The sequence below is a fragment of the Sphingomonas sp. CCH21-G11 genome (genome assembly GCF_001555965.1).
GTDB lineage: Bacteria > Pseudomonadota > Alphaproteobacteria > Sphingomonadales > Sphingomonadaceae > Sphingomonas.
Window position 1 is genome coordinate 118,096 of record NZ_LSHX01000036.1, and the last position, 23,977, is coordinate 142,072.

Consider the following 23,977-nt stretch of genomic DNA (forward strand, 5'->3'; position numbering starts at 1 on the left):
GCCGCAAGAACGCTGATCGCCATTACGCACGTGGTCGTTTCCCCAACCGTATCGACCGGCCGGTCGGCTGATGGTAACAGGGCAGTCTTCTTCTCAGCCGCTGGCTCGCAGTCGGTTTCGCCCAGATCATGCCGTGTCGAATGCCCGAGGAAACCCACTTTCTGCGTTGTCAGCCAATCGGCTCGAAACTGCCACCGCGTGGTTGGCGGCCGGTCTCCACAGTGTCCTCCGCCGAAGCCGGAGGCAATCCAGATGACGAGCGCTCGGTCTTCGCCCGGAGGTTGGCAGGACATGGGGAGCTGGTGCCCGTGTCTCGAATTCCGGGGCGCCGGCCAGGCGAGGGTAGATTACCGAACTGCATAGTTTCCCGTCGTCATGACGGCACAACGAGATAATCCCTTCTCTTTCACCTGACCCCTAAGTCGGCCGTCCGCTGCCTCCAACCCGCGATCCTACGGGCCGAGTTGCCGTGTTCCACAGCTGCCCGCACCACCCCTTGTCTCGGGGTTCCCCTTGCGCGCTCGCGCGCGCTGCGGTGGAGGCACCGTCCTGGCCGCCCTTTTCGGGGATCAGTCGAAGGGATCATCCCTCGGCCGATAGATAAGGAAACCTCGACATGCAGAACATCGTCATCCTCGCCGGCAACGTCGGCGCAACCCCGGAAGTCCGCACCACGCAGGGCGGCACCAAGATCACCCACTTCTCCCTCGCCACCTCACGGCCCAAGCGCGACAGCGACGGCAAGGTCATCAAGGATCGCGACGGCTACCGCGTCGAGGACACCGAGTGGCACCGGATCACCTGCTTCAACGGCGTCGGCAAGACCGTCGAGGAGTATGTCGCCAAGGGCATGAAGGTGATGGTCCGCGGCCGCATCCACTACACCAGCTGGACCGACCAGGACGACGTCAAGCGCTACGGCACCGAGATCATCGCCGACGAGGTCACCTTCCTCACCCGCGCGCGCCAGGCATCCGAACAGTCGGGCAACGGCAACGACACGACCGAAGACGACGACATCCCCTTCTGAGGCGGGATGGCCCGGTGGCGATAGCTACCGGGCCTTTTCGCATGTTCGCGGCCGGATTTCTCAATGCGAACTCGACAGGGTGCCAGGGAGTGGCCTCGCTAGCATGCCGCAATGTCACGTTCGGATCGGCAGTAGCGAAGCGCTCGCGCGCATTGCGAAGTGATGGCAATTCTGCCATCTTGCTATCAACAATTTCAATCACCGCGGGAGTGCTATCAACCATGGCTGCCGTCACAATCCGCAACCTGTCCGATGAGACATACCGCGCCTTGAAGGTGAGAGCGGCCAATCACGGTCGCAGCGCTGAGGCCGAAATGCGCGAAATCCTCGAGCTGGCCGCGCGGCCGACAGATCGTGTCAGGCTGGGATCTTTGCTGGCCGCCATCGGTCGCGAGGCTACTATGAGCGATGCAGAAGCAGAGCATTTCGCGCAGCTACGGGACAAGACGCTCGCCGCGCCGATGCGCTTCGAGTGATCCTGCTCGACACCAACGTGATATCGGAGCCTTGGAAACCCTTGCCGGACCCGCGTGTCCTGGCATGGATCGATGCTCAAGCGATCGACACGCTCTACCTTTCGGCCGTAACCGTGGCCGAGCTTCGTTTCGGCATTGCCGCCATGCCGGCCGGCAAGCGACGCGACACGCTCGATCTGCGGTTGGAGCAGGACGTATTGCCCCTGTTCGATAATCGCATCCTGCCGTTCGACCTCAGTGCCTCACGCGCATTTGCCAAAGTGATGGTCCTGGCGAAGGAGGCAGGAAGAGCGATTGCAACGGCCGATGGCTATATCGCCGCCACCGCGGCCGCACATGGCCTGATGGTTGCCACCCGTGACACGAGCCCGTTCGAGGCCGCCGGGCTGGGCATCATCAATCCCTGGAACACAGCGCTCTGATTTCGGACAATCGCCAAGCGCGGCGCGCTGCGTGTTCCAGCTTCTTCTGGCGCCGACCAAGCTTCATCGCAGGGTTCGTCAATGATGCCCCTGAGAGGCAGACAAGCCTCAGTGCGCGGTAAGCGCTGATCCGGGCCGGGCTCCGTCAACACGGGGGAGCATCGTTCCGACCAACCCGGCAGCTTCACCCGCTCTTTGAGGCGCAATCCTTGGTCGCTCCCGCGGCCTTATACGATCAACCCGTAAAGGGTCCGTACGCTCGCGCTACGGCCTTTTGCCGTGCCGCCAAAAGATGATCGCGGCCACGAGATCGAAACTTCGGGCGCCAGTCGAGCGGGATGAACCCGCCGGCTTAGCCAAGGAGCCTCGATATGTTTACCGACATCTGGACCGCCCGCCGCAGCGCACTCAGCCTCTCGAAGAACCTCATGGTCGCAACGATGGTCATCGCCATCGGAACCCAGTTTGGCGTCATCACCGCGGACGATTGCGACGGCGACGTTTCGATCGTCAACGAATATGATCCCTTCGCCTGACCTCAAGGCGGGGGCTTCGCCCCCGCCCCTTCTCGTGTGAGATTGCCCTTGGATGATGTAACCGACCAAGCCAGCGCACATTTTATCAACTCGACCCCTTCGGGAACGCACTGTCGAACATGTTTTCGTTGGGGAAGCGCTGCCGCGGCTCTGGCAGTTGGGCGTGCCCTGCGTCGAGGTGCTGCGATCCGAGTGCGATGCCGGCGGCTAGCCCCAAGTGATGGGCTATCGAAACGTCACGCGGCATATCCAGTTTAAGACCAAGACGGTGGACGGCCAGACCGATGCCGTAAGGATCAACGTCAGGCTAATGGACAAGCCGAGCGGGTGTGTCCTGTGGATCGTCGTGACGCCAGACCTCGTATTCGACCATTATCTCTGGTTCGGGGGTGAGCCGGGTGAACCGCTGCCCGATATCAGCGCGAACATGATCGCCAAACACAGCAAGGGGACGTCGCTGGGCAAGAAAAACGAACGGCCGATGCACCGGGTGATCGCAAGGGGGAAATTCGAGAGGATCCAGGCGCTCGACCTGATCCTGGGCAAGCTGTTCGGACAATTGCCTTAAGGGCGTTCGGGCACCGGCTGCGCCGGACCGGGCTCTAGGCTGGCGCCCCGAGCCCCGTGCCGGGTCTCGGCCCTGCGGGTAACGATCCCTTGCTGAAAAGGTACGAGCGCCTCCGCGGTGACCGGCGCCGGACCTTCGGCGAGCGTCTCCTTCAACGCTTCGTCACCCAGCAGCACGCGCCACGGCGCGCCGTACGTGCGGGATGCGAGATAGAAGACCGCGCCGTCACAAGCGACCATTCGGCACCTTTCCTGGGCATCGATCAGCGACCATCCAGCCCCCTGCCGCGCGACGAGGTCCACCGGATCGACCCGCATCAGGGCTCCGCACCGCCGGCATTGGCTGCGGACAAGGACGTTGCGTCGCTGCATGGCGCCGACGGTTCTCACCCAGATCGGCCAGAGGGTGTGGAGCGCTGCGGTCATCACAAGCGGAGGATAGTCTTTCTGCGCAGCACCGGTCCAGCAATCCCGAACGGCCCCGCGACAGCCTGACGTTCAGGGTCGCCGAATGGATGGGGTCATCACCATGCCCGGTTCTTGCCGAGGCGTAGGCTCGCGCAAACCCGTGACCGGGTTTCTCCTCTGCGTTCCGACCCTGCGGGTGCGCGCGCCCACTGTGCCCCGGCGCGCCGGTCCTTGTTGAAAGACCCCGATCGGCGGGGTTTGGAACAGCACAGGATATTCGCTTATGTCCGACAACCAAGCTGCCCCTGCCCCAGCTGCAGATCGCACTTCCACCATCGCGCATTTGAACGACGCGCTTCGGCAGCATCTCACCCAGCCCGGCCACAATCGGGTCGTTATGACCATCGGTGTCCAGGAGCTGATTGGCGACGTCAGCCTCTTTCGCAACTTTCGTGCCCAGGCCGAATTGCTGCGGAGCATCCGCGACTATGACGCATTCGGCCCCGACGTCGATCCGCACGGCGAGCACGACTTTGGCCGCTTCGAGTTTCGCGGTGCCGCGCTCTATTGGAAGATCGACTATTATGATCGCGCGCTGGACTTTGGCTCTCCCGATCCCGCGGACCCGGATGTCACCGCCCGGGTGCTAACGATCCTCCTCACCAGCGAATACTGAAATGTACTGGCCCCGACCCTGGTCGGGGCCACCTGCTTGTGTGGGGGTCAGATAGGACCCAGCAGCCTGTCTGCGCGGCGCCGGTCGAACCCTGACGCTCGCCCACTGTCCGAACGCAAAAGTCTGCTCAAGCAGACTTGAGCCCGCGCGTGTCGTCGCAGATCCCCATCCACTCATCGCCTCTGTATTGAATTCAATACGATGCGGCGATAGTTTTCGAGCCGTCATGTGAGAGGAGAGGTCGCCCGTGGCGGGGGAAGGGCAGGGGAGTGACGTTAGGCGTTCGGCCTTTTTGCAGCTTCGGGTAACCCCGACGATGCACACGGCCATCACGCGTCTCGCACTCGATCAAGATAATCTGACCGTGCGCGCACTGGTGATGAACGCGCTCAAGCAAACCTATGGTCTCGATGTTCCCGACGAGGAGCTTCGTGACCGACGCGGCCGCCAGCCACGACCCGCGAACCAGAAGGAGACAGATCATGGCTGAGTATTTTTCGCGCCATCCCGATCATGCGCTCGTGTTTGCGTTCGCGTGCTTCGCGCTCACCGTCTATCTCTTCCGCTATGTCGGACCCAGAGTCGGCGCGCGCGGCGACTGGTCGGCGCGGGACCATTATGAACGCAACCTCCGCAATGGCGCCGACGACTATTGAGCGCGGTTGCACGATACGAAAGACAGACGTGAAGACCATCGTGATCAGCCTCCTCAAAGGGGGCGTCGGCAAGACCTTCTTCGCGACCCATCTCGCTTGGTATCTCGCCGAGCAGGCGGGCCGGCGCGTCGCGTTCCTCGATCTGGATCCGCAGGGCTCCTCGACGCGGCGGCTCGCCAAGGAACGGACCGGCCTGTTCTCGGCCGACCTGTTCGATCCCGACGAAAAGCTCGTTCTCGAGGACGCGCCCGGCATCACGGTGTTCGGCGCTGATCCGCGCCTCCAGATGGTCAAGGCGGCGCAGGACGTGCACGATTTCATCGTGCGCTTTCGGGGCTTGTCCGCGCATTTCGATTATTGCGTCATCGACACTGGCCCCAAGTGGGACGAGCTCACCTTGAGCGCGATGGCGGTCGCCGATGAGGTGATCGCGCCGGTCCAGGTGGCCGAGGATTCGCTCGAATGCGCCAAGATGCTGCTGACCGCGCTCAAAAAGGCCGAGGCCGCGCGTGGCGGGCGCAAGGTCAATTTTCTTGGGCTTCTGCCGTCGATGGTCAACGCGTTCGACAAGCGTGACATGGACAATGCGGTGAAGCTCACCCAGGCGGTCGGGCCGGCGATGATGTTTCCGGCGTTCGTCAAGGCGCGCCCGACCTACAAGCATTCGGCCGAGAACCATCATGCGGTCTGGCATGAAAAGGGAAGCGGCGCGAAGGCCGCCGCAGACGAGATCCGCTCGATCCTCGCCGAAGTGGAACGGCGGGTCGAAGCGCGTGCCAAGGAGACCGCTTGATGGGTAAGTTTGACCAGCGGGCCGAGGAGTTCGGGATGCTGATGGGTGCGCACGACAGTGCGCGCCGCGTCGAGGACTTGCCGCTCGACTGGCTGATGCCCGATCCCGGCAATCCACGCACGCATTTCGATGAGGCTGAGCTGGCCGAATTGGCGGCGTCGATCGAAGCGCGCGGCGTTCTGCAGCCGATCATCGTTGGCCCCAAGAATGGCGACGGCAAGCATGTTATCCGCATGGGCGAGCGGCGCTATCGAGCCTCGCTTGCGGCGGGTAAGAAAACCATCCCAGCGATCATCGAGGCGGGGGAGGGGGGTGACACGCTCGCCGACCAGATCGTCGAGAACGATCAGCGTGCCGGCCTGTCCGCCAAAGAGCTGGCGCGTGGCGTCGAGCGAATGCTGGGCGAGGGAAAAAGTCAGGCCGAGATCGCCACGGCGCTCGGCCGGTCAAAGCAGTTTGTCTCGCTCTACGCGGCTTATGGCGAGATGGAGCCCTATCTGAGGGACGCGATCGACAAGGCCCCGATCCGCGTTCTTTACGACCTCCATCGTGCAGCTCGCACGCATCCGCTTGAGGTTCGTGCGTTCGTCGGCGAGTTCGGCGACAAAGGCGTCACCCTTGCTGAGGGATCGAAATTCGTTGCGTCGTTAAAGGCTCCTGCCGAAAGCGCGCCGCCTGTTGCCAAGATCGAGCCGGCCTCCGCGCCTGTGAATGTGACACCAACGGTCGCCAAGGGCAGGGGAGGGCGGGCTGCTTCGTCTGTTCAGGCGAGCCCGTTCAAGGTCATGTTCGCAGGCCGCCCCGGTCGGCTTGTCCTGCCCGATCGGGTGCGCGTGGTGTTCGATGATGGCGAGGAGGGCGAGGTTGCATCGACCGACCTTTCGTTCGGGTAAGCGCTCGCCCACACTGACCCCTCACTCCGCGTCCATATTTAGATCTTTTCAGATCATGTAATGGCGGCATCCCTTCTTCCAGGGATGCCGCCATTTTCATTTCAACGCGAATTCCGGCTTGCTTGCGGAACGGACGAGGCGTTTTTTGAGACAGGGCCCAAGTCTGCTTGAGCAGACTTTAAGACGAGTGGTTTTAGGTGAGGGCCGGATAGGCTTGGCGCCGGGATTGTTTAACAATATGATTGGGCATGGCTTTTTTCGGCCTTCGCCTGCCGGACGATCTCGCGGCGCGCTTCGATGCGATGGCGGCCTCCCATGGCGGTCGGTCCGCTGTGCTGCGTCAACTCGTCGATCGGGCGCTAAGGGCGGGGGATGAGAGTGTCGTCATTGCCGAACCGCGCGAACGCACAACGGCCCGCGTCGAGGTTAGGCTTACCGCCAGCGATATCGAGCGGCTGGATGCTGCGGCGAGCGAACGCGGTCTCAAGCGCACCGAATGGATCGTCGCGCTTCTACGGCGTCGGCTCTATGGCAGGTCGCCGCCGCCGCGCGCCGACCGCGCGCTGATCGCGCAATCCTGGCGCGAGCTCAACCGGATCGGCATCAACCTCAACCAGGCGGTGCATGCGCTCAACGCCGCGACGATGGTGGATTCCCGTCTCGACCTGGCACGCGAGGCCAAGCGTGTCGCATCATTCCAACAGGAGATCGACGCTCAGTTGCGTGCGCTGGGTCGCGCCCTCGCCGGCGATGTCGCCTATTGGGATACACCGTTGTGAGTGACGACGACATCCTGCCGCTGCCCAGTCTGATGGAAGCCTGGCGACCGCCGACTGGCGGTAAGCGCACGCTGAAGGGGGCAACGCTGCGGGTTCGATCAGGCGGGCGGGGTAGGGGAGGGGGCGAGACCGCGCCGGCTTTGTCGCAGGCCGAAGCGCGCGCGAAGCTGGAGCGGATCGTACGCAAGGCGCCAGAGGTCATGGTCAAGATCTCAGGCAAGCAGCGCGGGGCGGCGCATCTGGGCGAGCATTTTGGTTATATCTCGCGGCACGGAAAGCTCGAGGTGCGCAGCAGCGAGGGTGAGATCATCACCGATGAGAAGCGGTTGAAGACGATCGCCGCGGACTGGGACATGCTCGACCAGGCGATGAACCCGACCGGCCGGGATCGTCCGACCTCGATGTCGATGGTGCTATCGATGCCGGGCGGCACGACCGACGCGGCGACCGTCCATGACGCCGTGCAAGCGTTCGCGCGGGTCGAGTTCGAGGGTCAGTTCGCCTATATGGTGGCGCTTCACACGGACACCGACCATCCGCACGTTCACCTGACCGTCGCCACCCAAGGGGAGGACGGGTCGCGGTTCAATCCGCGCAAGGCCGATCTCCATTATTGGCGCGAGAGCTTCGCGCACGAACTGCGCCAGCGCGGGGTCGCGGCAGAGGCGACCCCGCGCCGCGCGCGCGGTCACGTCCAGAAGCGGGTGCGCTCGTCGGCCCGGCATCTCGAGGCGCGGACGGCGGGGCAGGGGAGGGGGCTGGATATCACTCGCCTGAACGAAGAACGCGCTGCCGAATTCGCGCGCTCGGTCGATCCGGAACGCCGGCCGGAAGACGTGGCGGCGCTCGGCCGCCAGAGGTTCATTCGCGGCGCCTACGCGCAGGCGGCCGCTGCGCTCGCGGCGACGGGCAAGGAAGACGATCTTGAACTCGCCAACGACGTCGCCAGTTTCGTAGCCGCCATGCCGCCCGCTGTGTCGCGACGGCTGGAGCGTGCACGCGAGATCATGATGGCGGAACGGGCATCTGGGGGCGGAGTCGAGCGCGCGCGCGAGGGTGAGGAGGGCGCTGCGACCCCCGACCGTCAGAAGTCCAAGCCGCGCGATCGCGATCGTTAGCGAGGTCGGCTGCGTTCCAACGGCCGATCAGTTCTTGTCGTGACGAGCGCTCGCCAGTTCGTGCAGACCCAATACCCACTGCGCGATGACGGCGGCCTGTTCGGGATCGGTCTCGTTGGTCGCAGCGCCATAGATACTAAGGGCGCCGGCAAGCTCGTCGATCGTCGCAATGTTCGCGCGCTCGAGAAACGCGCCGACAATGCCGAGCGTGCCACCGATGGCCCCGATCACAGGATCGCTTTCAGACCGATCCATCAGTACCAGACACGATCGGCTAGATATCCGGCGGTGGGAGACCCCACCATGTTGATGCACCCGCTCATCCGTCAATCCGTTCGCTCAGTACAGCATCCGTCGATCTGCTGCAGACAGCCGGCGGCACGCCCAGGATTGTGAGGCGTGCCGGCGTTGGAACCGGGTGTTCGAAACCTGAAACGAGACAGGCGCGGCCGCCTTTGGGCCGGGTGGCCTTGGACATACGCGTCCGCCACCCGGTCTCCACAGCTGGGACCGGCTCTCGTTTCGAAGGTTTCGACGCCTCCGCCCACGTCTCCGCAGGCAGGGCCAGTTAGGCCAGATTTGGCCAGTAACGCAATCGCGAAGGCGATATCGTCAAAGCACTGTCCGTGCTTTGGGACGCTGCCTCCCCTCCCCGAGCGAATCGCTTCCGGATTTTGGCTTCGTTGTCCGCAAGAATCAGGCGAAAGGCACAACGAGTGCGGTGGCTGGCGGCGCCATATCTTGTTGATTGACTCGACCTCGCCGGCCTTTCCAGCCCAGCGAAAGCTGAAACTGACTTTGTCGCCAACCTTTAAACCGTTGAGCTGATTTCCGATTGCATCGAAACCCATGGTCATCGCGGTCCAGTGAAGTTCGGCAACGGGACCGTGCGCGTGGTCAGCACGGGGAATAGCCCCGCAAGGATCATTGCGACCGTCATCGCCTTGGGGCGAACGGCAACAATGCGCCCAGACGGACGGCCATCTCAACACCGGCGGGCGACAGATCGTTGCCGCGAACGGCAGGCGCGTGCTTGCGATAGATGAGCATCACCACCAAACTCCGCCGCGACGCCTGCCAGCGCAATGAACCCGACGGCGGTCGCCACCGATTGGTTATATTCCAGCAGCCAGTGCAACCAGAACCCGCCGGTCAGCGCGAAGGGCAAGGTCGCCATGACCAGCAACGCCTCGTCGAACCGGCCGAACCTGACATAGAGCAGTACGAAGATGATCAGCAGTGTCGCGGGCACCACCGTCAACCGTTCACCGGCGCGTTGGCGGGATTTGAACTATTGCGCTAACTTACGGATATGTTGAAATATGAGAAATGGGGTTTTATGAAATTCCTCGTTTTGCACCCCGTCGCTTCCCGCACTTTCTTTATTATGATTTCAACGAGCGATTGACGGTTCTGAGATATAGCCGAGGCTAGCAACGCATATGCGTCCCTCGAACCCAATCAAATGAGCGACGGCTGGATGTCGAAATCTACCGTCCGCGGGGCGTCTACAAGCGCACCCGATTCAGTCGCAGTGCATTCGCCACCACCGTAAACGACGAAAGCGCCATCGCCGCGCCTGCAAACATTGGCGACATCAGCAACCCGGTCACTGGATAAAGCACGCCGGCGGCGATGGGCACGCCGATACCGTTGAACAAGAACGAGAAGAACAGGTTTTGGCGAATATTACCCATCGTTGCCTTAGCTAGCTTGCGCGCGCGTACGACCGCAGCCAGATCCCCCTTGGTGAGCGTGATCCCGGCGCTTTCGATGGCGACGTCGGTTCCCGTTCCCATTGCGAGTCCGACATCGGCGGCAGCCAGCGCAGGGGCATCGTTAATGCCGTCGCCAGCCATCGCGACCTTTGCGCCCTTGGCCTTCAACTCGCCGACGATGCGCGCCTTGTCTTCGGGTTTGAGTTCGGCATGAACACCATCGAGGCCGCCGACCGCATCAGCCACGATCTGCGCGGTCGTTGGGTTGTCGCCCGTTAGCATGATGACCCGCAAACCCTGTTCGCGGAGCGCCACGATCGACTCGCGTGCGTTTGCCCGGATCGGGTCGGCGACCGCAATGAAGCCTGCCAGCGCGCCGTCGATGGCGACGAACATAATGCCAGCGCCTTCGCGGCGCTTGGCTTCCGACGCGTCGAAGAGCGGCTGTGGATCGGTATCGACCCGTTTCATCTGTGCGGTGTTGCCAATAACGACGGTGCGACCATTTACCTTGGCGCTGATACCCATCCCGACCTGAACCTCGAAGTCGAGTGGTTCACCAAGCGACAGTTTGCGTTCGGTGGCGGCGGTGACGATGGCGTGCGCCAGAGGATGCTCGGATCGAGCCTCGACCGCAGCAGTCAACGCCAGCAATTCGTCTTCGGCAACGGCACCGAGCGTTTCGATGCCGACCAGTTTGGGTTTGCCTTCGGTCAGCGTGCCGGTCTTGTCGATGAGAAGCGTATCGACACGCTCGAAGCCTTGCAGCGCCTCGGCGCTTTTGACCAGCACGCCCGCCTGCGCGCCGCGCCCGGTGCCGACCATGATCGACATCGGTGTCGCCAGGCCGAGCGCGCAGGGGCAGGCAATGATCAGCACCGCAATCGCGTTGAGCAGCGCGTGACCGATGCGCGGCTCGGGGCCAACCAGGCTCCAAACCATGAAGGTGATGATCGCGACGGCAATAACGAGCGGCACGAACCAGCCCGAGATTTGATCGGCCACCGCCTGGATCGGCGCGCGGCTTCGCTGTGCCTCGGCGACCATCTTGACGATCCGCGCGAGCATCGTGTCGCTGCCGACCGCTTGCGCTTCCATGATCAAGCTGCCGGTCCCGTTGACGGTGCCGCCCGTTAGCGCGCTCGCTGCCTCCTTGGCGATGGGCAAAGGCTCACCAGTCAACATCGACTCATCGACCGATGAGGAGCCGTCGAGGACGATGCCATCGACCGGCACCGCTTCGCCCGGGCGAATGCGCAAATGGTTTCCGGTAACGACATCGGTGAGCGGGATTTCGGTTTCGGTGCCGTCCGCCGCGATACGCCGCGCTGTCTTGGGCGCAAGATTAAGCAGCGCACGTATCGCCTTGCCGGTTGCTGCACGCGCGCGCAATTCGAGCACCTGGCCGAGCAGCACCAACGCGACGACGACGCCCGCCGCCTCATAATAGACCGGCACCATGCCGTGCATTTTGAATGCTTCGGGGAACAGGCCGGGCGCGAGCGTCGCGACCAGACTGTAGAGAAATGCCGCCCCCACGCCGATAGAGATCAACGTGAACATATTGAGGTGCCGCGTCTTGAGCGACGTCCAGCCGCGCGCGAAGAAGGGCGCACCAGCCCAAAGGACTATCGGCGCCGCGAGCGCGAGTTGAATCCAGGGCGAGATGGCAGCGTTGACCAGGTAGAGGCCGAGCAGGTCGGTGCCCATCGTCAGGACAAGCAGCGGCACCGCGAGCGCCGCGGACACCCAGAACCGTCGGGTGAAATCGATCAGTTCGGGATTGGGCGCATCGTCGAGCGAAGGCTCTTCGGGTTCGAGCGCCATACCGCAGATGGGGCAAGTTCCCGGCCCTTCCTGACGGATTTGATGGTGCATCGGACAAGTCCAGATCGCGCCCGGCGTAGCTTCTGGTTCTGGACGCGGTGCATCGGACAGATAGTGCGCCGGATCGGCAACGAATTTCGTCCGGCACCCGGTCGAGCAAAAATGATAGGCGCGACCGTCATGGTCAGCATGGTGCAAGGTCTTCTCGGGATCGACGGTCATGCCGCATACCGGGTCGATCACGCTGACAGAATGATGAGGGGCTTTTACCCCGTCGTCACGAGGTGCTTCGGAATGTCGGATCATATCGGCCATGAGGTCGCCTCTCTTGAGTCGCTTGTTGTCTGGTGCTGTGGTGGGTTTCAGGTAAAACGCGCTTGACTGTGCTAAGACGCATTCGTCCTCATAATTTGTTCGAAGTTGCCATCAGTTCTCGGAGCCGTTGCCGCGCTCGGCTGATCCTTGTCTCGACCGCCTTTTCGCTGATCCCCAGGAAATCCCCAATCGCCGCCTGCGGCCAACCATCGAGGGCGCTCAAAATCAACGGCTCTTTGAGGTTGGCGGGCAAGGAGGCGAGGGCAGCAATCGTGAAATTGAGGGCGGCTCGATCTGCTACGAGAGTATCTGCACCGGGTGCGTCGTCCGCGATTGAAGCCGCTATGTCGGGTGTCAATGGCAGTGCCATCGAGAAGAACTGACGCACCGTGCGCCGTCGCCGCCAATCGCGTGCCTTGTTGATCGCGACCCGGGCGAGCCAGGGGCGCATCGGCCGTGTCAGATCGAGCTGGCCGAGGCTCGCAAAAGCCGCGACGAAACAGTCCTGAAGGACATCGACGGACTCGTCATTGGCGCCGGTATGCGCGCGGATCAGGCGAAGCAGCGGTTCACGGTGACGCCGCATGATCTCGCCATAGGCAGCTTGACGTCCTGCCAGCGCGAGACTCGCCAGCTCTCCATCAGAAGCGGTAGCGAGATCAATCGTCACCGACGCTCTTCGGTCAGCGCCCGAACGACCGCCGCATCGAAGCGCACTGCCTGTGCCGGTCGCAGGATTTTGCGCATGGCAAAGACGTGCGCAAGTGTATCTTTTTGCAGTTCGCCCATCGCGACATGCGCCTGATTCACCGCGGCGGCGACCTTCGGCCCGGCATCATGCTCCTCGGCGATTGCTTCGGCCAGCCGGGCATTGTCACGTCGCAATTCCAGCTCGCGCGCGCGTCGGCGGGCGGCAAAGCGGAGTTCAAGCTGTTCGAGTGCCGAGCGTTGATCGGCGTCGAGATCAAGACCCTCATGGACGAATTGGTGGAAATCGATGATGGCAGGAGCGGCTGTTGGCAGAAGTGCGCGCCCGATCACAACACCAGCGATGCCGGCGAGCAGGGCAATCCCGGCGATGGCCAGCCACTGGCGAAGCCGCAAGGAGATCATGCGCCGAACAGCGTGGACAGGGCATAGGGCGGCTCGCCGAACAGCCCTGCCACGTCCTGGCGTGCTACCTCGCGACGAGGTAGGTCTGCCCCCATCGTTACGCCGAGGATGAGGGCGAATATTGCCGCGCCGCCGCCTGCCATCATCAGTGACGGGGCACGCGTGCTGCCGATCGCGCCAATACGCGCCAGCACACGGTCTTCCAGGCCATCGAGCGATGCCGGGATAGGCGCGTGTGCCAGCCTGGCCAGTGCCATGTCGAGGTCGTCCATCTTCATTCTCCTCGTTCGACTGTGACCGTCAGGGTGCAACATTTGCCGTAAACGGGACGATCGTCTCCCGTCCATTGGCTCGGACTTGCGCAAACAATTTAAGAGTGCCCGATTGCTCGGGCTGGATGTGGAAGTTGATCGCCGGGCCACTCCGCTCGCCTTCCGACTTCGGTTCTTCTCCGAGCGGGTGGACATGCTCGATCGAGTCCCAGTTCCCCGCAAACGCGACGATATGGCCAAATGCGCCCATGATCGGTTGCAGTGCGGCGAAGGGCTTGCCCGTCTTGGTATCGACGATCGCAATGCTGCCCTGCGCGGCCTGCCCGACCTTCAGCGGCGTTGAGAAGGACAGCGAGAATTTGAGACCGTCCTTTTCAGCCGTCATGACCGTCGCCGCGCTCGGTAGAGGCGCCTTCTCGGCACCGGCCACAAGCTCGGCGCCGATATATTCTTGCGTGCCGTCAGGGAGCGTCGCGTCCGCCCAGACCTTGTACGTGCGCCCTAATAGAGGCGTGAAATCGAAGCGCCACTGGCCGGGTTTTGCCGGATCGACGACAGGATGGATATGCTGGTAGTCGGTCAAGCTGCCATCGACGATCAGCAGATGGAGCCGCTTGGTATGCGCGAGCGCAAGGTCGCTCGGTCCGAGCGGCTTGCCGCTGGCGATATTGGTCAAGGTGAGCGTTACGCCTTGCGCACGCCCTGGCGCCAACGGGCCATTGGGCGACAGCGCAAGCTTCATCGTTGGCGCGTGAGTTTCATCGTCGTGGCCACCCATCGCCATGCCTGCATGCTTATCAGCGACGCTGGTGGCGGTTTTAGCGGTGTCGACCTTGGTCGCCGGGCCGCACCCGACGAGCGCCAGCGAGAGCGCGGCGGCGGTGAGAAGAGATGTTTTCATGCGGGCTCCTTTGGGATTGGTCATTTCAAAAGGCTTCGGTCGAACCGGTTGCGCGGGCATCGGCAACGAGACGGTCGAGGGGTTTGCGGCCATAGAGCCGGAACAGGATCGGCGTGACGAGCGCATCGAGCAGCGTCGCCGAGAGCAAGCCGCCGAAGATCGTGACCGCGACCGGGTGAAGGATTTCCTTGCCGGGTTCGTCGGCACCGATCAGCAACGGCGTAAGTGCCAGACCTGCGCCCAGCGCAGTCATCAGCACGGGCGTCAGGCGTTCGAGCGTGCCGCGCACGATCATCGCATCGCCCCAAGTCTCGCCTTCATGGAGCACGAGGTTGATGTAATGGCTGACCTTGAGGATTCCGTTGCGCGCGGCGATTCCGGTCAGCGTCACGAACCCGATCAGGCTGGCAACCGACAGTGGTAACCCGAACAACCACAGCGCCAGCACCGACCCGACCAGCGCCATCGGCACGCCCGCCATGATGATCAGCGCCAGCCGTACCGAACGGTAGCGCGTGAAGAGCAATGCGAAGATCATCGCGAACGAGATCAGTGACAGGCCGCCGATCGTCAGCGTCGCTTCCTGCTGGGCCTGGAATTGACCTTCGACGCGGACGAACCCGCCATCGGGCAGTTTGAGCTTCGCAACCTCGCCGTTGATGACCGCGATGATGTCGCCGAGATTGGCGCCCGGCGCCCCATTGGCGGATAGTACGATCCGGCGACGGCCGTCTTCGCGCAGAATTTGGTTAGGTCCTTCGGTTTCCTTGACGTCGGCTAGGTTGCGCAGCGGCACCGGCCCCTGCGGTGTTTCGATCAACAGATCAGCGAGGCCAGTCGTGGAGCGTTCCTGATCGGGCAGCCGCAGCACCACGTCATAGCGCTTGAGACCATCGACGATGGTGCTGACGATCTTGCCGTTCGATAGTGTCTCGACCGCCTCGGCAATCGCGGCAGGCGCGACGCCATAGGATGCGGCGCGGTCGTAATCGATGTTGAGATCGAGCTGCGGCACGCGCACCTGCCGTTCGACTCGCAGATCGACGATCCCAGGTGCCTTGGCGATCCGGCCTTGAAGCGTTTCGGCGGTCGTGCGTAGCGCATCGAGATCCTCGGCGAAGATCTTGACGACGATCTGTGCGGTCACCCCGGAAAGCAGGTGGTCGATGCGGTGCCCAATCGGCGCGCCGACCGTGACAGAGCCGGGCAGGATTGCGAGGCGTTCGCGGATGGCGCGCGCCACGATTTCGCGATTGGCCGTGTCGGGCTTCAAAGCGACGTCGATCTCGCTCGAATGGACGCCTTCGGCGTGCTCATCGAGCTCGGCGCGGCCGGTGCGGCGGCTGACGCTGGCGACGTCGGGGATTTGCAGCAGCAGTTTTTCGGCGGTGCTTCCAAGCTTGCTCGATTGTTCGAGCGAAATCCCCGGCTGGAACGCGAGGCTGACGACGAAACTGCCTTCGTTGAAGGTCGGCAGGAATGCCTTGGGCAAGTTCGCCGCACCAAGGACCGCGATCGCGGTGGCGATTCCACCGGCGATAAGAATGCCCTTTGCGTGGCGGAAACCCCAGCCGAGCAGCCGACTGTTACCGTTTTTGAGCCTTCGGACGAGCCCCGATTCCGCCGCTTCGCCGCGCGTCGCCGCCAATTTGGGCAGCAGATAATAGCAGAGCACCGGCGTCAGGGTGATCGAGGTGACAAGACTGGCGAGGATCGAAATGACATAAGCGACGCCGAGCGGCTGGAAGAGGCGGCCCTCGACCCCGCCGAGGAAGAACAACGGCAGAAAGACGAGAATGATGATCGCGGTGGCATAGATGATCCCGGACCGGACTTCGCCGGTCGCGTGCGCAATGACGGCCAGCGCGGGCTTGGGTTCCGCGTCGAGTGCATTTTCGCGCAGGCGACGATAAACATTCTCGACGCCGACCACCGCATCATCGACCAGTTCGCCAATCGCGATCGCCAGCCCGCCGAGCGTCATCGTGTTGATCGATAGCCCGAACGCTTCGAAGACGACGGCGGTTATAAGGATCGATACCGGCAGCGCCACAAGCGAAATCGCGGTCGTGCGCCAGTTGAGCAGGAACACGAACAGCACGATCGAGACGACGATCCCTGCCTCGATGAGCGCGCGTTCCAGGGTCCCGATCGAAGTCTGGATGAAATTCGCCTGACGGAACTGTACGCGATCGGCGCGCAGCCCGTTGGGCAGCGTGGCGGTAATTTCCTTGAGCGCCTTCTCGACCTCGTCGGTCACGGCCACAGTCGCGGCGTCTGGCTGTTTCTGGATCGCGATGACTACGGCGGGTTGGCCGTCATAACCCGCATCGCCGCGCCGGAACGCGGCGGCGAAGTCGACCTTGGCAATCTGCGACAAACGGACTGGACCATTGGCGTTGCTGGCGACAACGAGCTGCTGCAGATCCTCGATCCGCGTCGTCCGAGCAACGTTGCGGATAAGAAACTCGCGTTCATATTGATCGACGAAGCCGCCGCCGGTGTTGGTCCCAAAGGCACGAAGCGCGTCCTCCATGTCCTTCAATTTGACGCCGACGGCATTCATCGCCGCGAGATCGGGCGAAACGCGGTACTGCCGAACCTCGCCACCGATCGGAATGACCTGCGCGACGCCGGGGATCGCGAGCAGGCGCGGCCGTATCTGGAAATCGGCGATCTCGCGGGCCTGCATCGGACTTGCCCGCCCATAGGGGATCGCGACCAGCATGATCTCGCCCATGATCGAGGTGACCGGCCCCATTTGTGGGACGACAGCGGGCGGTATCTGTTCGCGCACCAGCGTCAGTCGTTCGGCGACCTGCTGGCGCGCGCGGTAGACATCTTCCTTCCAGCCAAACTCGACATAGACGATAGACAGACCGATGCCCGAGACCGAACGGACCCGCTCGACCCCGGGGACACCGCTCATCGACGTCTCGATTGGGCGTGTCACCAGCGTTTCGACTTCGGGCGGGGCGAGACCGGGGGACTCTGTTAGGATCGTAACGACCGGCCGATTGAGATTGGGCAGCACATCGACGGGCAGCCGGCTCACCGACAGCCCGCCAAACGCCATCAGCGCGAACGCGAGAAACAGTGTAAGGACACGGTTACGGAGTGAAAAGGCGACGAGCCGGTCGAACATCGCCTAGCGCACCTGACCGAGCAGTTCGGCTCCCGCCGTCACGACGCGCTCGCCGGGCTTCACGTTCGAGAGGAGCGCAACGCGACCCGCATCGACGGGTGCAGATTTCACGCTGCGTTGCTCGAACAGCTCGGCGTGGGTTTTGACGAAAACGGAAGGGAGTCCGTTGGCGCTCGACAGCAAGGCAGTTCGCGGCACGATCACCCCCGCGACGGTGCCACCGAGTGGCGCGTCGATCGTAATCGGCTCACCGATCCGGAGATTGGCGGGAACACCGATTACCCGAAACAACGCGGGCGCGGCACGTCCGCGATCGATGAGCCCCGCCCCTTGGAACACGAGATCGAAGGTCGTGCCGTCGGCGGTCTTGCCAATGGCTTTCGCGCCGGGTCCCAGCGCGCGGCGGTCGAACAAATTGGCCTCGACATAAAGCCGCGAGCGATCAACGATTTCGAACAGCGTGGTTTCAGCACTCACCACCTGCCCGACGCGTACCGAGGATGACGCGATCACACCATCGATCGGCGACACCAGCACTTCGCGCGCGCTGCGCGCTTGACCGAGCGCCGCGCGACGGCGCTGGAGGCCCTGCAGGGTAATTCCGGCCTCTTCGATTTGCCGACGCGGCACGACGCCTTCTAGACGGCGTAAACGCGCTGCACTGTTGGCGGCGAGGGCGATCTGCTGGTCGAGATCGCTGAGCTCGCGTGCCAGGTCAGCGCGATCGATTGCCTGCAAGGGCGGCGCGACAAAGCCCAGCACCTGCCCGGCACGCACCGCCTGCCCGATAATCGGTAGTCCCGATGCTGGCGCACCGATTCGCCCGCCAGTTGCGCTCTGAATGAGCCCGCCGCGCTGCGGATCGGCTACGATCTTGCCGGTCAGGCTCGTCGTCGGCTGCGCTTCGCCCGCCGCCGCGAGCACGGTTCGGATGCCGATGATCCGCTGCACCGATTTCGGGCAGAACAGCTTGCCGTCTGACGTTTTCACAGCAGCTTCGCCCGATCCGGCAGGGACAGCAGGTGCCGCACCATGATCTTCGTCACCATGCGCGGCAACTGGGGCAGGCCCAACGGGCACGCCGAACAGCAACTGCACGCCAACAAGCACGGCCAACCCAGTGGCGATCAGTCGGCGCGAGCGCCAATACCAAGCACCGGCCAGCACAATCACCACCAATGCCGCGATCAATAACCATCGCCAGATTGGTGGTCCCGCCGTCGTGTCCGCGGCGGATGTAGGAACCGTCAAAGTGCCGGAAAGTGATTCGAACGCCCCGTCATGGCTCACCAGAAATGACAGTTCATGCGCGCCCGGCTTTTGAAGGCCATCGTCAGAATAGGTATAGATGCCGTTCGCCGCCTTCGCCTGCCCGGTCTTACCATCGACGGTGACGCTGACAGTCGCGCCTGTCACCGGTACGTTGTCGGCAAAGCCGTCGATCCAGATCGTCAGATCGTCCGCCTTGGCGGCCGCGACCAGTTCGAGCGCATCGGTTGCCGCTTCCATGCGCGGCGCGATCGACACGCCGACCGGCGTAGCGGCAGCACCGTGATCTTCATCCCCGTGAGCCATCGCCAAAGAGGAGCTCGCGACCATCGCCAGCGCGGCCAGCGCCATCCAGATGCGTTTGATCATGGCAGAACGCCCATCGCTTGATTGAAGGAAGATATTGCCGCGAACCGGGCGACCTTCGCGGCCGCAAGGTCGCGTTCGGCCTCGGACAACGCCTGTCGCGCGCGAAGCGCCTCGATGAAACCGATTTCGCCCTCGCGACGGCCACGTTCGGTGAGTGACAGCGCCTCGGCGAGCGCATCCCGGCGCGACCGTGCCTGGTCGAGCGAGCGAGTTGTGGCATCCAGTCGAGCCCGTGCGGCGCGTTGCTCGGCAACAAGACGAAGCCGCAAGCGGTTTGCCTCAGCACTAGCGCCGAGCGCAGTGGACCGCGCCGACGCCGCATCGGCCACCGCCGACTGATTGCGCCCGAGCGGCACCCGAATGCCCAGGAGCAGTGCGTTACGAAATGGCTCTGTCGGCACGTTCGGATCGCCGACCCCGCCACGTTCGCGCCTGATCCCGACCGTCCCTTCCAGGCGCAGACGCGCGCCATAAGTCAGGCTGGTCGCGCGCGCATCGGCGAGTGCTGCGCGATCAAGGGCGGCGCGCAGGGCCGGGCTATTTTCCGGATCGGTGACGTTGGCTTGGCTTTCCGGCGGTAACTCGTCGGGCGGTGGCCCAGCAAGCGCGGCATAGGCAGCTTCGGCCCGCGCCAGTTCGGCTTGCGCTTGCGACAGCCGCGATTCCGCTGCCGACGCCTCGGCTTGGGCGAGCAACATATCGCGCCGCGCCTGCTCGCCGGCACCCACCAGCCGTGCCACCTGGCTGGCGGTGGTCGCGGCGATGCCGACCTGATCGCGATCGACCGCGACCGATGCGCGCGCCGCCGCCAGCGACCACCAAGCGTCGCGCACGTCGCCCGCGATCCGCAGGCGGGCCGCCTCGATGCCCGATTGTGCGGCATCGCCTGCGCGACCGGCATAGCTGCGGATGGCCTTGCCTTCTCCGGGCCAGCGAATGCCGGCCGAGACCGACGTCTCCTCCTCGATGATGCCTTGAGACCGGGTCAAAAGATCTGCGGAGAGGACGGGCGGGCCGACGAACGGCCCGCGGCCGCTTCGGCGCAGTGCTTCGGCCTGCGCGCGAAGCGCGGGCAGGCCGGCAGCCTCGGAAGATTGCGCAACGGCCACCTCGACCGCATCGCGCAAAGTCCTCACTGCAATCGGGGCCGCCGCTTCCTGAGCATCGGCCATCGTGGGTGCTGACATTACTGCCATAACCAATATCGCAGCCGCCCGGAGGCCAGTGTGGTGCATTGAGGGTGATCTTCCAGGTTCTCAAAGCCATTACGCAGCCCGACGACCCAGCCCTCAATATTTTTTGTAAAAATGTGAATGGCGTTGCGCAAGAAGTGAGGGATAGGCTGTTGCGCTGCGTATTGCGTTGTAGAGCAGCTCTTCAAAGGATCTCCGAAATGCGGTATTTCAATGCATCGCTCATCGCCATCGCAATTGCGGGGGGATCGCTTTCAGCAGCGTCCGCGAATGCCCACGCCAAACTGACGGCGTCAAGTCCTGCCGCCAATGCGACCGTCGCAGGGCCGACCAAGCTCCAGCTACGGTTCGACGAGAAGCTGGTCGCGAAGGGGTCGTCGCTTCAGTTGTTCATCACCGTCCGGCCGGGCTCCAAGCTCGCAGCCCCGATGCCTGTAAGTGTTGCCACGGCCCTTGGCCCCGACGGGCAAACGCTCATCGCGCCGCTCAAGCGACCTTTGACGACTGGTTCTTATCTCGTTGCCTGGCACGCCAAGACCAGCGACGGCGAACGCAAGGACGGTACATTTAACTTCAAGGTCCGATAACGGGCTGGTTTTCGAGATTGCCTGATGGCGCGTGTTGCAACCGAGCCGCGCTCGCTGGGTTTCCGACAGGCGGGGGCCAACGCAGCTAAGGACCGAACCGATGATATTGAAGAGGACATTCGCCGCGATGGCGCTCACGCTCGCTGTTCCCGCACTCGCGCACGAACACAAGCCGACGAAGCCGGGCATGGATCACGGCATGATGATGAACGATCCGTCGAACCCTTACCGCAAGGCAGAGATGGACATGCACATGAAGATGATGAGCGCCAAGGCTGGCGACGCGTCGGAGAAATGGACGCGCAAGATGATCGAGCATCATCGCGGTGCGATCGCCATGTCGCGCGTCGCGCTCGCGCAGGCACAGAATGCCGAGACAAAGCGTATGGCGCAGATGACCATCGACATGCAGAAGAAGGACATCGGCGAGCTGCAAGGCTGGCTGCGCAGCCACGGCAAGCCGGCGCAATAACTAGGAACCTAGGAGCGCCTGTCGTGCCCATGCGCGACGGGCGTCCCTGTCGGGAGATTACCCGTGAACATGAACGGTGCCTACCGGAGCCTCGCTATCCAGACCGCGATCGGCGGCGTGATCATGTATATGGTGATGTTCGTCATGATCGACCGGTTGTCGAGCTTCTACAACAATCTGAACATGGTCTACATGACGTTGATGATGGTCGCGCCGATGGTCGTGTTGATGATCGTCTTCATGCCCGGCATGTTCAAATCCAAAACGGTGAACACCGTCCTGATTGGTGGCTCGCTCGTGACCTTTTTCGGATGCTTCGCCCTGATCCGCACGCAGACGACGATCGCCGACAGCGCTTTCCTCCGCTCGATGATCCCGCATCATTCGGGTGCGATCCTGATGTGCGAACAGGCAAAGCTCAGCGATCCGCAGGTCGCTGCGCTTTGCACTAACATCATCAAGTCGCAGCGCGAGGAGATCGCGCAGATGAAGGCGATGCTGGCACGGCGTTAACCGGGCATCGAAGCGATACCCCTGTGCCCCAGGCCAATGCGTTCCAGATGGGGCGGCGGCGCGCGGTCGCGGCCGAGATCAAGACGGCGGTCGGCAACCACTCGTTCCGCGCGCCCGACCGGGATGACCGCCTGTCTGAAAAATGGCGGGACGCTGGAGCGCGCCGCGACGATGGCGAACCATACCTCCACCCGCACCACCGAGCTCTATGACGCCCGCCGGATGACGTGACGCTCGATGGGGTAGAGCGGGTGATGATTTAGCTCACGCACCGCCTGTTGGATGAACGCAGCATAAAACGTTTGTTCAGCACGGATGCACAGCGGATCTGCAATGTCCTCGCCAGAGTATGGCGAGAGGACAGTGAGATGAAGAATGGAGCGATAATTTCTGCGTTTGGCATTGTTGTGTTTGCTGCGATGCTGCCGTCAGCAGCATCGGCGCAAAGCGCCTATGGTTATGGCTATAGCCAGCACGACCAACGGCATGAACGCCTTGAGGATGAGCATGACGACAATCACGATGAACTCGACGAGGTGCATGCTGATGCCCACGATCAGGGGCTGAGCCGCCGCGAGCATCGACAGCTCCATCAGGAATTGCAGTACGAACACGCGCAGTCCGATTATCAGCTTGCACGTCAGCATCAGCGCCAGGACCGGCGGGCATGGCAGCGCCGCTATTATAACCGCGGCTATTATAATCGCGGCAATAACGGATATTACGGGTACTGAATCGAGCGCCTCTCAGGCCCGGGCCGTGCTGGACGGTCCGGGCCACAGCAGTCGCGAGATAAGGGCCGGGTGATCGGGCCGGTTCAAGATTCCGTCCGTATGGTCAGCCGGACGTTGACCGGTGCTCCAGTTGAGATGTTGTTGTTGTCGTACGCATCGGAGAAATAGAGGCATTCGTCAAATTCTCGACATTAACTTGGATTTGGGTACGCTCCGAGACGCGGCAGGACAGCGCCGCATCGAGCCGGGTGAAGGCCGGCAGCAATGTGGTAGTGGGCTCGGTAAGGATAGCAGACAACTGGGTCGATTGGTGAACCACGCCTGCGGCAAGTCCGAGGCGTGGGGTTGCCTGCCAGCGTGCCCAGATGGAGGCGCGCGCGCGGCGTTTGCGCTAGACGAACGACATCGCGCAGGCGGGCATCGAGCCAGGTGTAACTGGCGCTCACGTTCAGGGTCGGCAACAGTCGCCCCGTTACCTCGGCCTCGACCCCCTCGGTCCTGGTCGCGGCGATGTTGAGCAGCAGCGGATTGTTTGGAGCGGGCCTGGTCGCATTGGTGCGGTCGAGGCGAAACGCCGCCACCGTTGCAATCAGCGCGGGGGTGGGCTGCCATTTCGCGCCGACTTCGTAGTTCTGATAAGATTCGGGTTCGAGATTGCGCTCGTCGGCAGTTTAACCCTCGACAGACTGATCGCCCGAGCGGGGTTGGAACGATCGGGCGTATGACCCGTACAGACTGACTTCGTCCGTCGGCTTGAGCACAATGCCGATCCGCGGCGAAAATTTACTGTCTGCGCGCGCGAATGGGCGGATCGGCGAAGTGGTGAGTCGCTGAAGGCCCATGATCTGATCACTAGCCCGGCCAATGTCGTGATCAAGGCTGCCGACCAGTTCCACACCAATCCCAACCGAGTGAACGAGATGTGGCAGGGCACTTGGAGCGCAATCACTTTGTCCGATCATGCAACAATCTTCATCAGATAATGCGACCGAAACTTTTTGCCGGATTAGCACAGCGATTAGCACACAAGCACGTAAATCCAATAAATAACTTATATATATGAGCAATTTAGATAAATAAACTATAGAATCAAAAGCGATTCAAAATCCAGTTCCGAGAGGAGTGTGGGTTCGATTCCCACCGCCCGCACCATCAAATTTTGCAGGCTCCTAGAAGCCGACCGCACGGGGGCTGG

General features: G+C 62.8%; 27 protein-coding genes and 3 pseudogenes. 17 read left to right on the forward strand and 13 right to left on the reverse strand.

Going from position 1 to position 23,977, the window contains the following annotated elements:
- Positions 1–616: 616 nt before the first annotated feature.
- The 5 genes from AX676_RS10995 (at position 617) to AX676_RS11010 (ending at position 3,032) form a co-directional block, all read left to right on the forward strand.
- The gene (locus AX676_RS10995) at positions 617–1,030 is read left to right on the forward strand and encodes a single-stranded DNA-binding protein (RefSeq protein WP_066478171.1); all 414 of its coding nucleotides are present in this window, start codon (positions 617–619) and stop codon (positions 1,028–1,030) included.
- 41 nt (positions 1,031–1,071) lie between these two features.
- On the forward strand, positions 1,072–1,506 hold the full coding sequence (locus AX676_RS18310; RefSeq protein ID WP_231726585.1) for a FitA-like ribbon-helix-helix domain-containing protein: 435 nt from the start codon (positions 1,072–1,074) through the stop codon (positions 1,504–1,506).
- Positions 1,503–1,928, forward strand: a complete 426-nt coding sequence (locus AX676_RS11005; RefSeq protein WP_066478175.1) for a type II toxin-antitoxin system VapC family toxin — start codon at positions 1,503–1,505, stop codon at positions 1,926–1,928. The genes AX676_RS18310 and AX676_RS11005 overlap by 4 nt, the downstream gene beginning before the upstream one ends.
- Before the next feature lie 371 nt (positions 1,929–2,299).
- A complete protein-coding gene (locus AX676_RS18100) occupies positions 2,300–2,464 on the forward strand; it encodes a hypothetical protein (protein ID WP_197417041.1) in 165 nt (54 codons plus the stop codon).
- A 217-nt stretch (positions 2,465–2,681) separates the two neighbouring features.
- Positions 2,682–3,032 carry a hypothetical protein gene (locus AX676_RS11010; protein WP_231725999.1) on the forward strand — a complete coding sequence of 117 codons (351 nt, stop codon included), beginning with the start codon at positions 2,682–2,684 and terminating at the stop codon, positions 3,030–3,032.
- Here the strand turns inward: AX676_RS11010 and AX676_RS18315 are convergent.
- Complete coding sequence (locus tag AX676_RS18315; protein ID WP_231726000.1) at positions 3,029–3,349, reverse strand: hypothetical protein; 321 nt, start codon at positions 3,347–3,349, stop codon at positions 3,029–3,031. The two genes, AX676_RS11010 and AX676_RS18315, sit on opposite strands and share 4 nt — an antisense overlap.
- A 373-nt stretch (positions 3,350–3,722) precedes the next feature.
- On the opposite strand from AX676_RS18315, the gene AX676_RS11020 reads away from it, so the two are divergent.
- The 7 genes from AX676_RS11020 (at position 3,723) to AX676_RS11045 (ending at position 8,354) form a co-directional block, all read left to right on the forward strand.
- On the forward strand, positions 3,723–4,115 hold the full coding sequence (locus AX676_RS11020) for a DUF3768 domain-containing protein (RefSeq protein ID WP_066478177.1): 393 nt from the start codon (positions 3,723–3,725) through the stop codon (positions 4,113–4,115).
- 316 nt (positions 4,116–4,431) lie between these two features.
- Positions 4,432–4,605, forward strand: a complete 174-nt coding sequence (locus AX676_RS11025; protein WP_231726001.1) for a hypothetical protein — start codon at positions 4,432–4,434, stop codon at positions 4,603–4,605.
- Positions 4,598–4,771 (forward strand): hypothetical protein, encoded by a 174-nt coding sequence (locus tag AX676_RS18105; protein ID WP_197417042.1) that lies wholly within the window; start codon positions 4,598–4,600, stop codon positions 4,769–4,771. Before AX676_RS11025 ends, AX676_RS18105 begins: the two co-directional genes overlap by 8 nt.
- Positions 4,772–4,799: 28 nt before the next feature.
- Positions 4,800–5,564 carry a ParA family protein gene (locus AX676_RS11030; protein WP_066478188.1) on the forward strand — a complete coding sequence of 255 codons (765 nt, stop codon included), beginning with the start codon at positions 4,800–4,802 and terminating at the stop codon, positions 5,562–5,564.
- Positions 5,564–6,457: a ParB/RepB/Spo0J family partition protein gene (locus AX676_RS11035; protein WP_066478191.1), complete on the forward strand. Its 894-nt coding sequence runs from the start codon at positions 5,564–5,566 to the stop codon at positions 6,455–6,457. Before AX676_RS11030 ends, AX676_RS11035 begins: the two co-directional genes overlap by 1 nt.
- A 248-nt stretch (positions 6,458–6,705) precedes the next feature.
- Positions 6,706–7,236 carry a CopG family ribbon-helix-helix protein gene (locus tag AX676_RS11040; protein WP_066478192.1) on the forward strand — a complete coding sequence of 177 codons (531 nt, stop codon included), beginning with the start codon at positions 6,706–6,708 and terminating at the stop codon, positions 7,234–7,236.
- 32 nt (positions 7,237–7,268) lie between these two features.
- On the forward strand, positions 7,269–8,354 hold the full coding sequence (locus tag AX676_RS11045) for a relaxase/mobilization nuclease domain-containing protein (RefSeq protein ID WP_066478500.1): 1,086 nt from the start codon (positions 7,269–7,271) through the stop codon (positions 8,352–8,354).
- A 27-nt stretch (positions 8,355–8,381) separates the two neighbouring features.
- On the opposite strand, the gene AX676_RS11050 is transcribed toward AX676_RS11045, so the two are convergent.
- The 11 genes and pseudogenes from AX676_RS11050 to AX676_RS11100 all read right to left on the reverse strand — a co-directional run bounded on the left by AX676_RS11050 (position 8,382) and on the right by AX676_RS11100 (position 20,470).
- Positions 8,382–8,585, reverse strand: a complete 204-nt coding sequence (locus AX676_RS11050; protein WP_156437682.1) for a hypothetical protein — start codon at positions 8,583–8,585, stop codon at positions 8,382–8,384.
- Between the two features lie 95 nt (positions 8,586–8,680).
- Positions 8,681–9,265 (reverse strand): copper-binding protein, encoded by a 585-nt coding sequence (locus tag AX676_RS18545; protein ID WP_369117429.1) that lies wholly within the window; start codon positions 9,263–9,265, stop codon positions 8,681–8,683.
- A pseudogene (locus tag AX676_RS11055) lies at positions 9,253–9,645 on the reverse strand (efflux RND transporter permease subunit); the annotation flags it as partial. The gene AX676_RS18545 and the pseudogene AX676_RS11055, both read right to left, overlap by 13 nt.
- A gap of 217 nt (positions 9,646–9,862) precedes the next feature.
- Entirely contained in the window at positions 9,863–12,205 is a 2,343-nt protein-coding gene (locus AX676_RS11060; RefSeq protein WP_082730905.1) for a heavy metal translocating P-type ATPase, read from the reverse strand.
- A gap of 97 nt (positions 12,206–12,302) precedes the next feature.
- Positions 12,303–12,884 (reverse strand): RNA polymerase sigma factor, encoded by a 582-nt coding sequence (locus tag AX676_RS11070; protein ID WP_066478202.1) that lies wholly within the window; start codon positions 12,882–12,884, stop codon positions 12,303–12,305.
- On the reverse strand, positions 12,881–13,327 hold the full coding sequence (locus AX676_RS11075) for a periplasmic heavy metal sensor (RefSeq protein WP_156437683.1): 447 nt from the start codon (positions 13,325–13,327) through the stop codon (positions 12,881–12,883). Before AX676_RS11075 ends, AX676_RS11070 begins: the two co-directional genes overlap by 4 nt.
- Positions 13,324–13,599, reverse strand: a complete 276-nt coding sequence (locus AX676_RS11080) for a hypothetical protein (protein WP_082730907.1) — start codon at positions 13,597–13,599, stop codon at positions 13,324–13,326. Before AX676_RS11080 ends, AX676_RS11075 begins: the two co-directional genes overlap by 4 nt.
- A gap of 28 nt (positions 13,600–13,627) precedes the next feature.
- The gene (locus AX676_RS11085) at positions 13,628–14,524 is read right to left on the reverse strand and encodes a hypothetical protein (protein ID WP_066478208.1); all 897 of its coding nucleotides are present in this window, start codon (positions 14,522–14,524) and stop codon (positions 13,628–13,630) included.
- 1 nt (position 14,525) lies between these two features.
- Positions 14,526–17,645, reverse strand: a complete 3,120-nt coding sequence (locus AX676_RS11090) for an efflux RND transporter permease subunit (protein ID WP_066478211.1) — start codon at positions 17,643–17,645, stop codon at positions 14,526–14,528.
- Positions 17,646–17,648: 3 nt separating this feature from the next.
- Positions 17,649–19,283, reverse strand: a complete 1,635-nt coding sequence (locus AX676_RS11095; protein WP_066478215.1) for an efflux RND transporter periplasmic adaptor subunit — start codon at positions 19,281–19,283, stop codon at positions 17,649–17,651.
- Positions 19,280–20,470 (reverse strand): TolC family protein, encoded by a 1,191-nt coding sequence (locus AX676_RS11100; RefSeq protein ID WP_197417043.1) that lies wholly within the window; start codon positions 20,468–20,470, stop codon positions 19,280–19,282. Before AX676_RS11100 ends, AX676_RS11095 begins: the two co-directional genes overlap by 4 nt.
- A 206-nt stretch (positions 20,471–20,676) precedes the next feature.
- Between AX676_RS11100 and AX676_RS11105 the strand changes: the two genes are divergently transcribed.
- The 5 genes and pseudogenes from AX676_RS11105 to AX676_RS17860 all read left to right on the forward strand — a co-directional run bounded on the left by AX676_RS11105 (position 20,677) and on the right by AX676_RS17860 (position 22,782).
- On the forward strand, positions 20,677–21,063 hold the full coding sequence (locus AX676_RS11105) for a copper resistance protein CopC (protein ID WP_066478226.1): 387 nt from the start codon (positions 20,677–20,679) through the stop codon (positions 21,061–21,063).
- Positions 21,064–21,190: 127 nt separating this feature from the next.
- On the forward strand, positions 21,191–21,535 hold the full coding sequence (locus AX676_RS11110; protein ID WP_066478228.1) for a DUF305 domain-containing protein: 345 nt from the start codon (positions 21,191–21,193) through the stop codon (positions 21,533–21,535).
- Positions 21,536–21,604: 69 nt separating this feature from the next.
- On the forward strand, positions 21,605–22,048 hold the full coding sequence (locus tag AX676_RS11115) for a DUF305 domain-containing protein (protein ID WP_066478230.1): 444 nt from the start codon (positions 21,605–21,607) through the stop codon (positions 22,046–22,048).
- Positions 22,048–22,311, forward strand: a pseudogene (locus tag AX676_RS17375) (tyrosine-type recombinase/integrase); the annotation flags it as partial. The gene AX676_RS11115 and the pseudogene AX676_RS17375, both read left to right, overlap by 1 nt.
- Before the next feature lie 105 nt (positions 22,312–22,416).
- Entirely contained in the window at positions 22,417–22,782 is a 366-nt protein-coding gene (locus AX676_RS17860; protein WP_156437684.1) for a hypothetical protein, read from the forward strand.
- Between the two features lie 191 nt (positions 22,783–22,973).
- Here AX676_RS17860 and AX676_RS18550 read toward each other — a convergent pair.
- Positions 22,974–23,624, reverse strand: a pseudogene (locus AX676_RS18550) (TonB-dependent receptor domain-containing protein).
- Positions 23,625–23,977 lie beyond the last annotated feature (353 nt).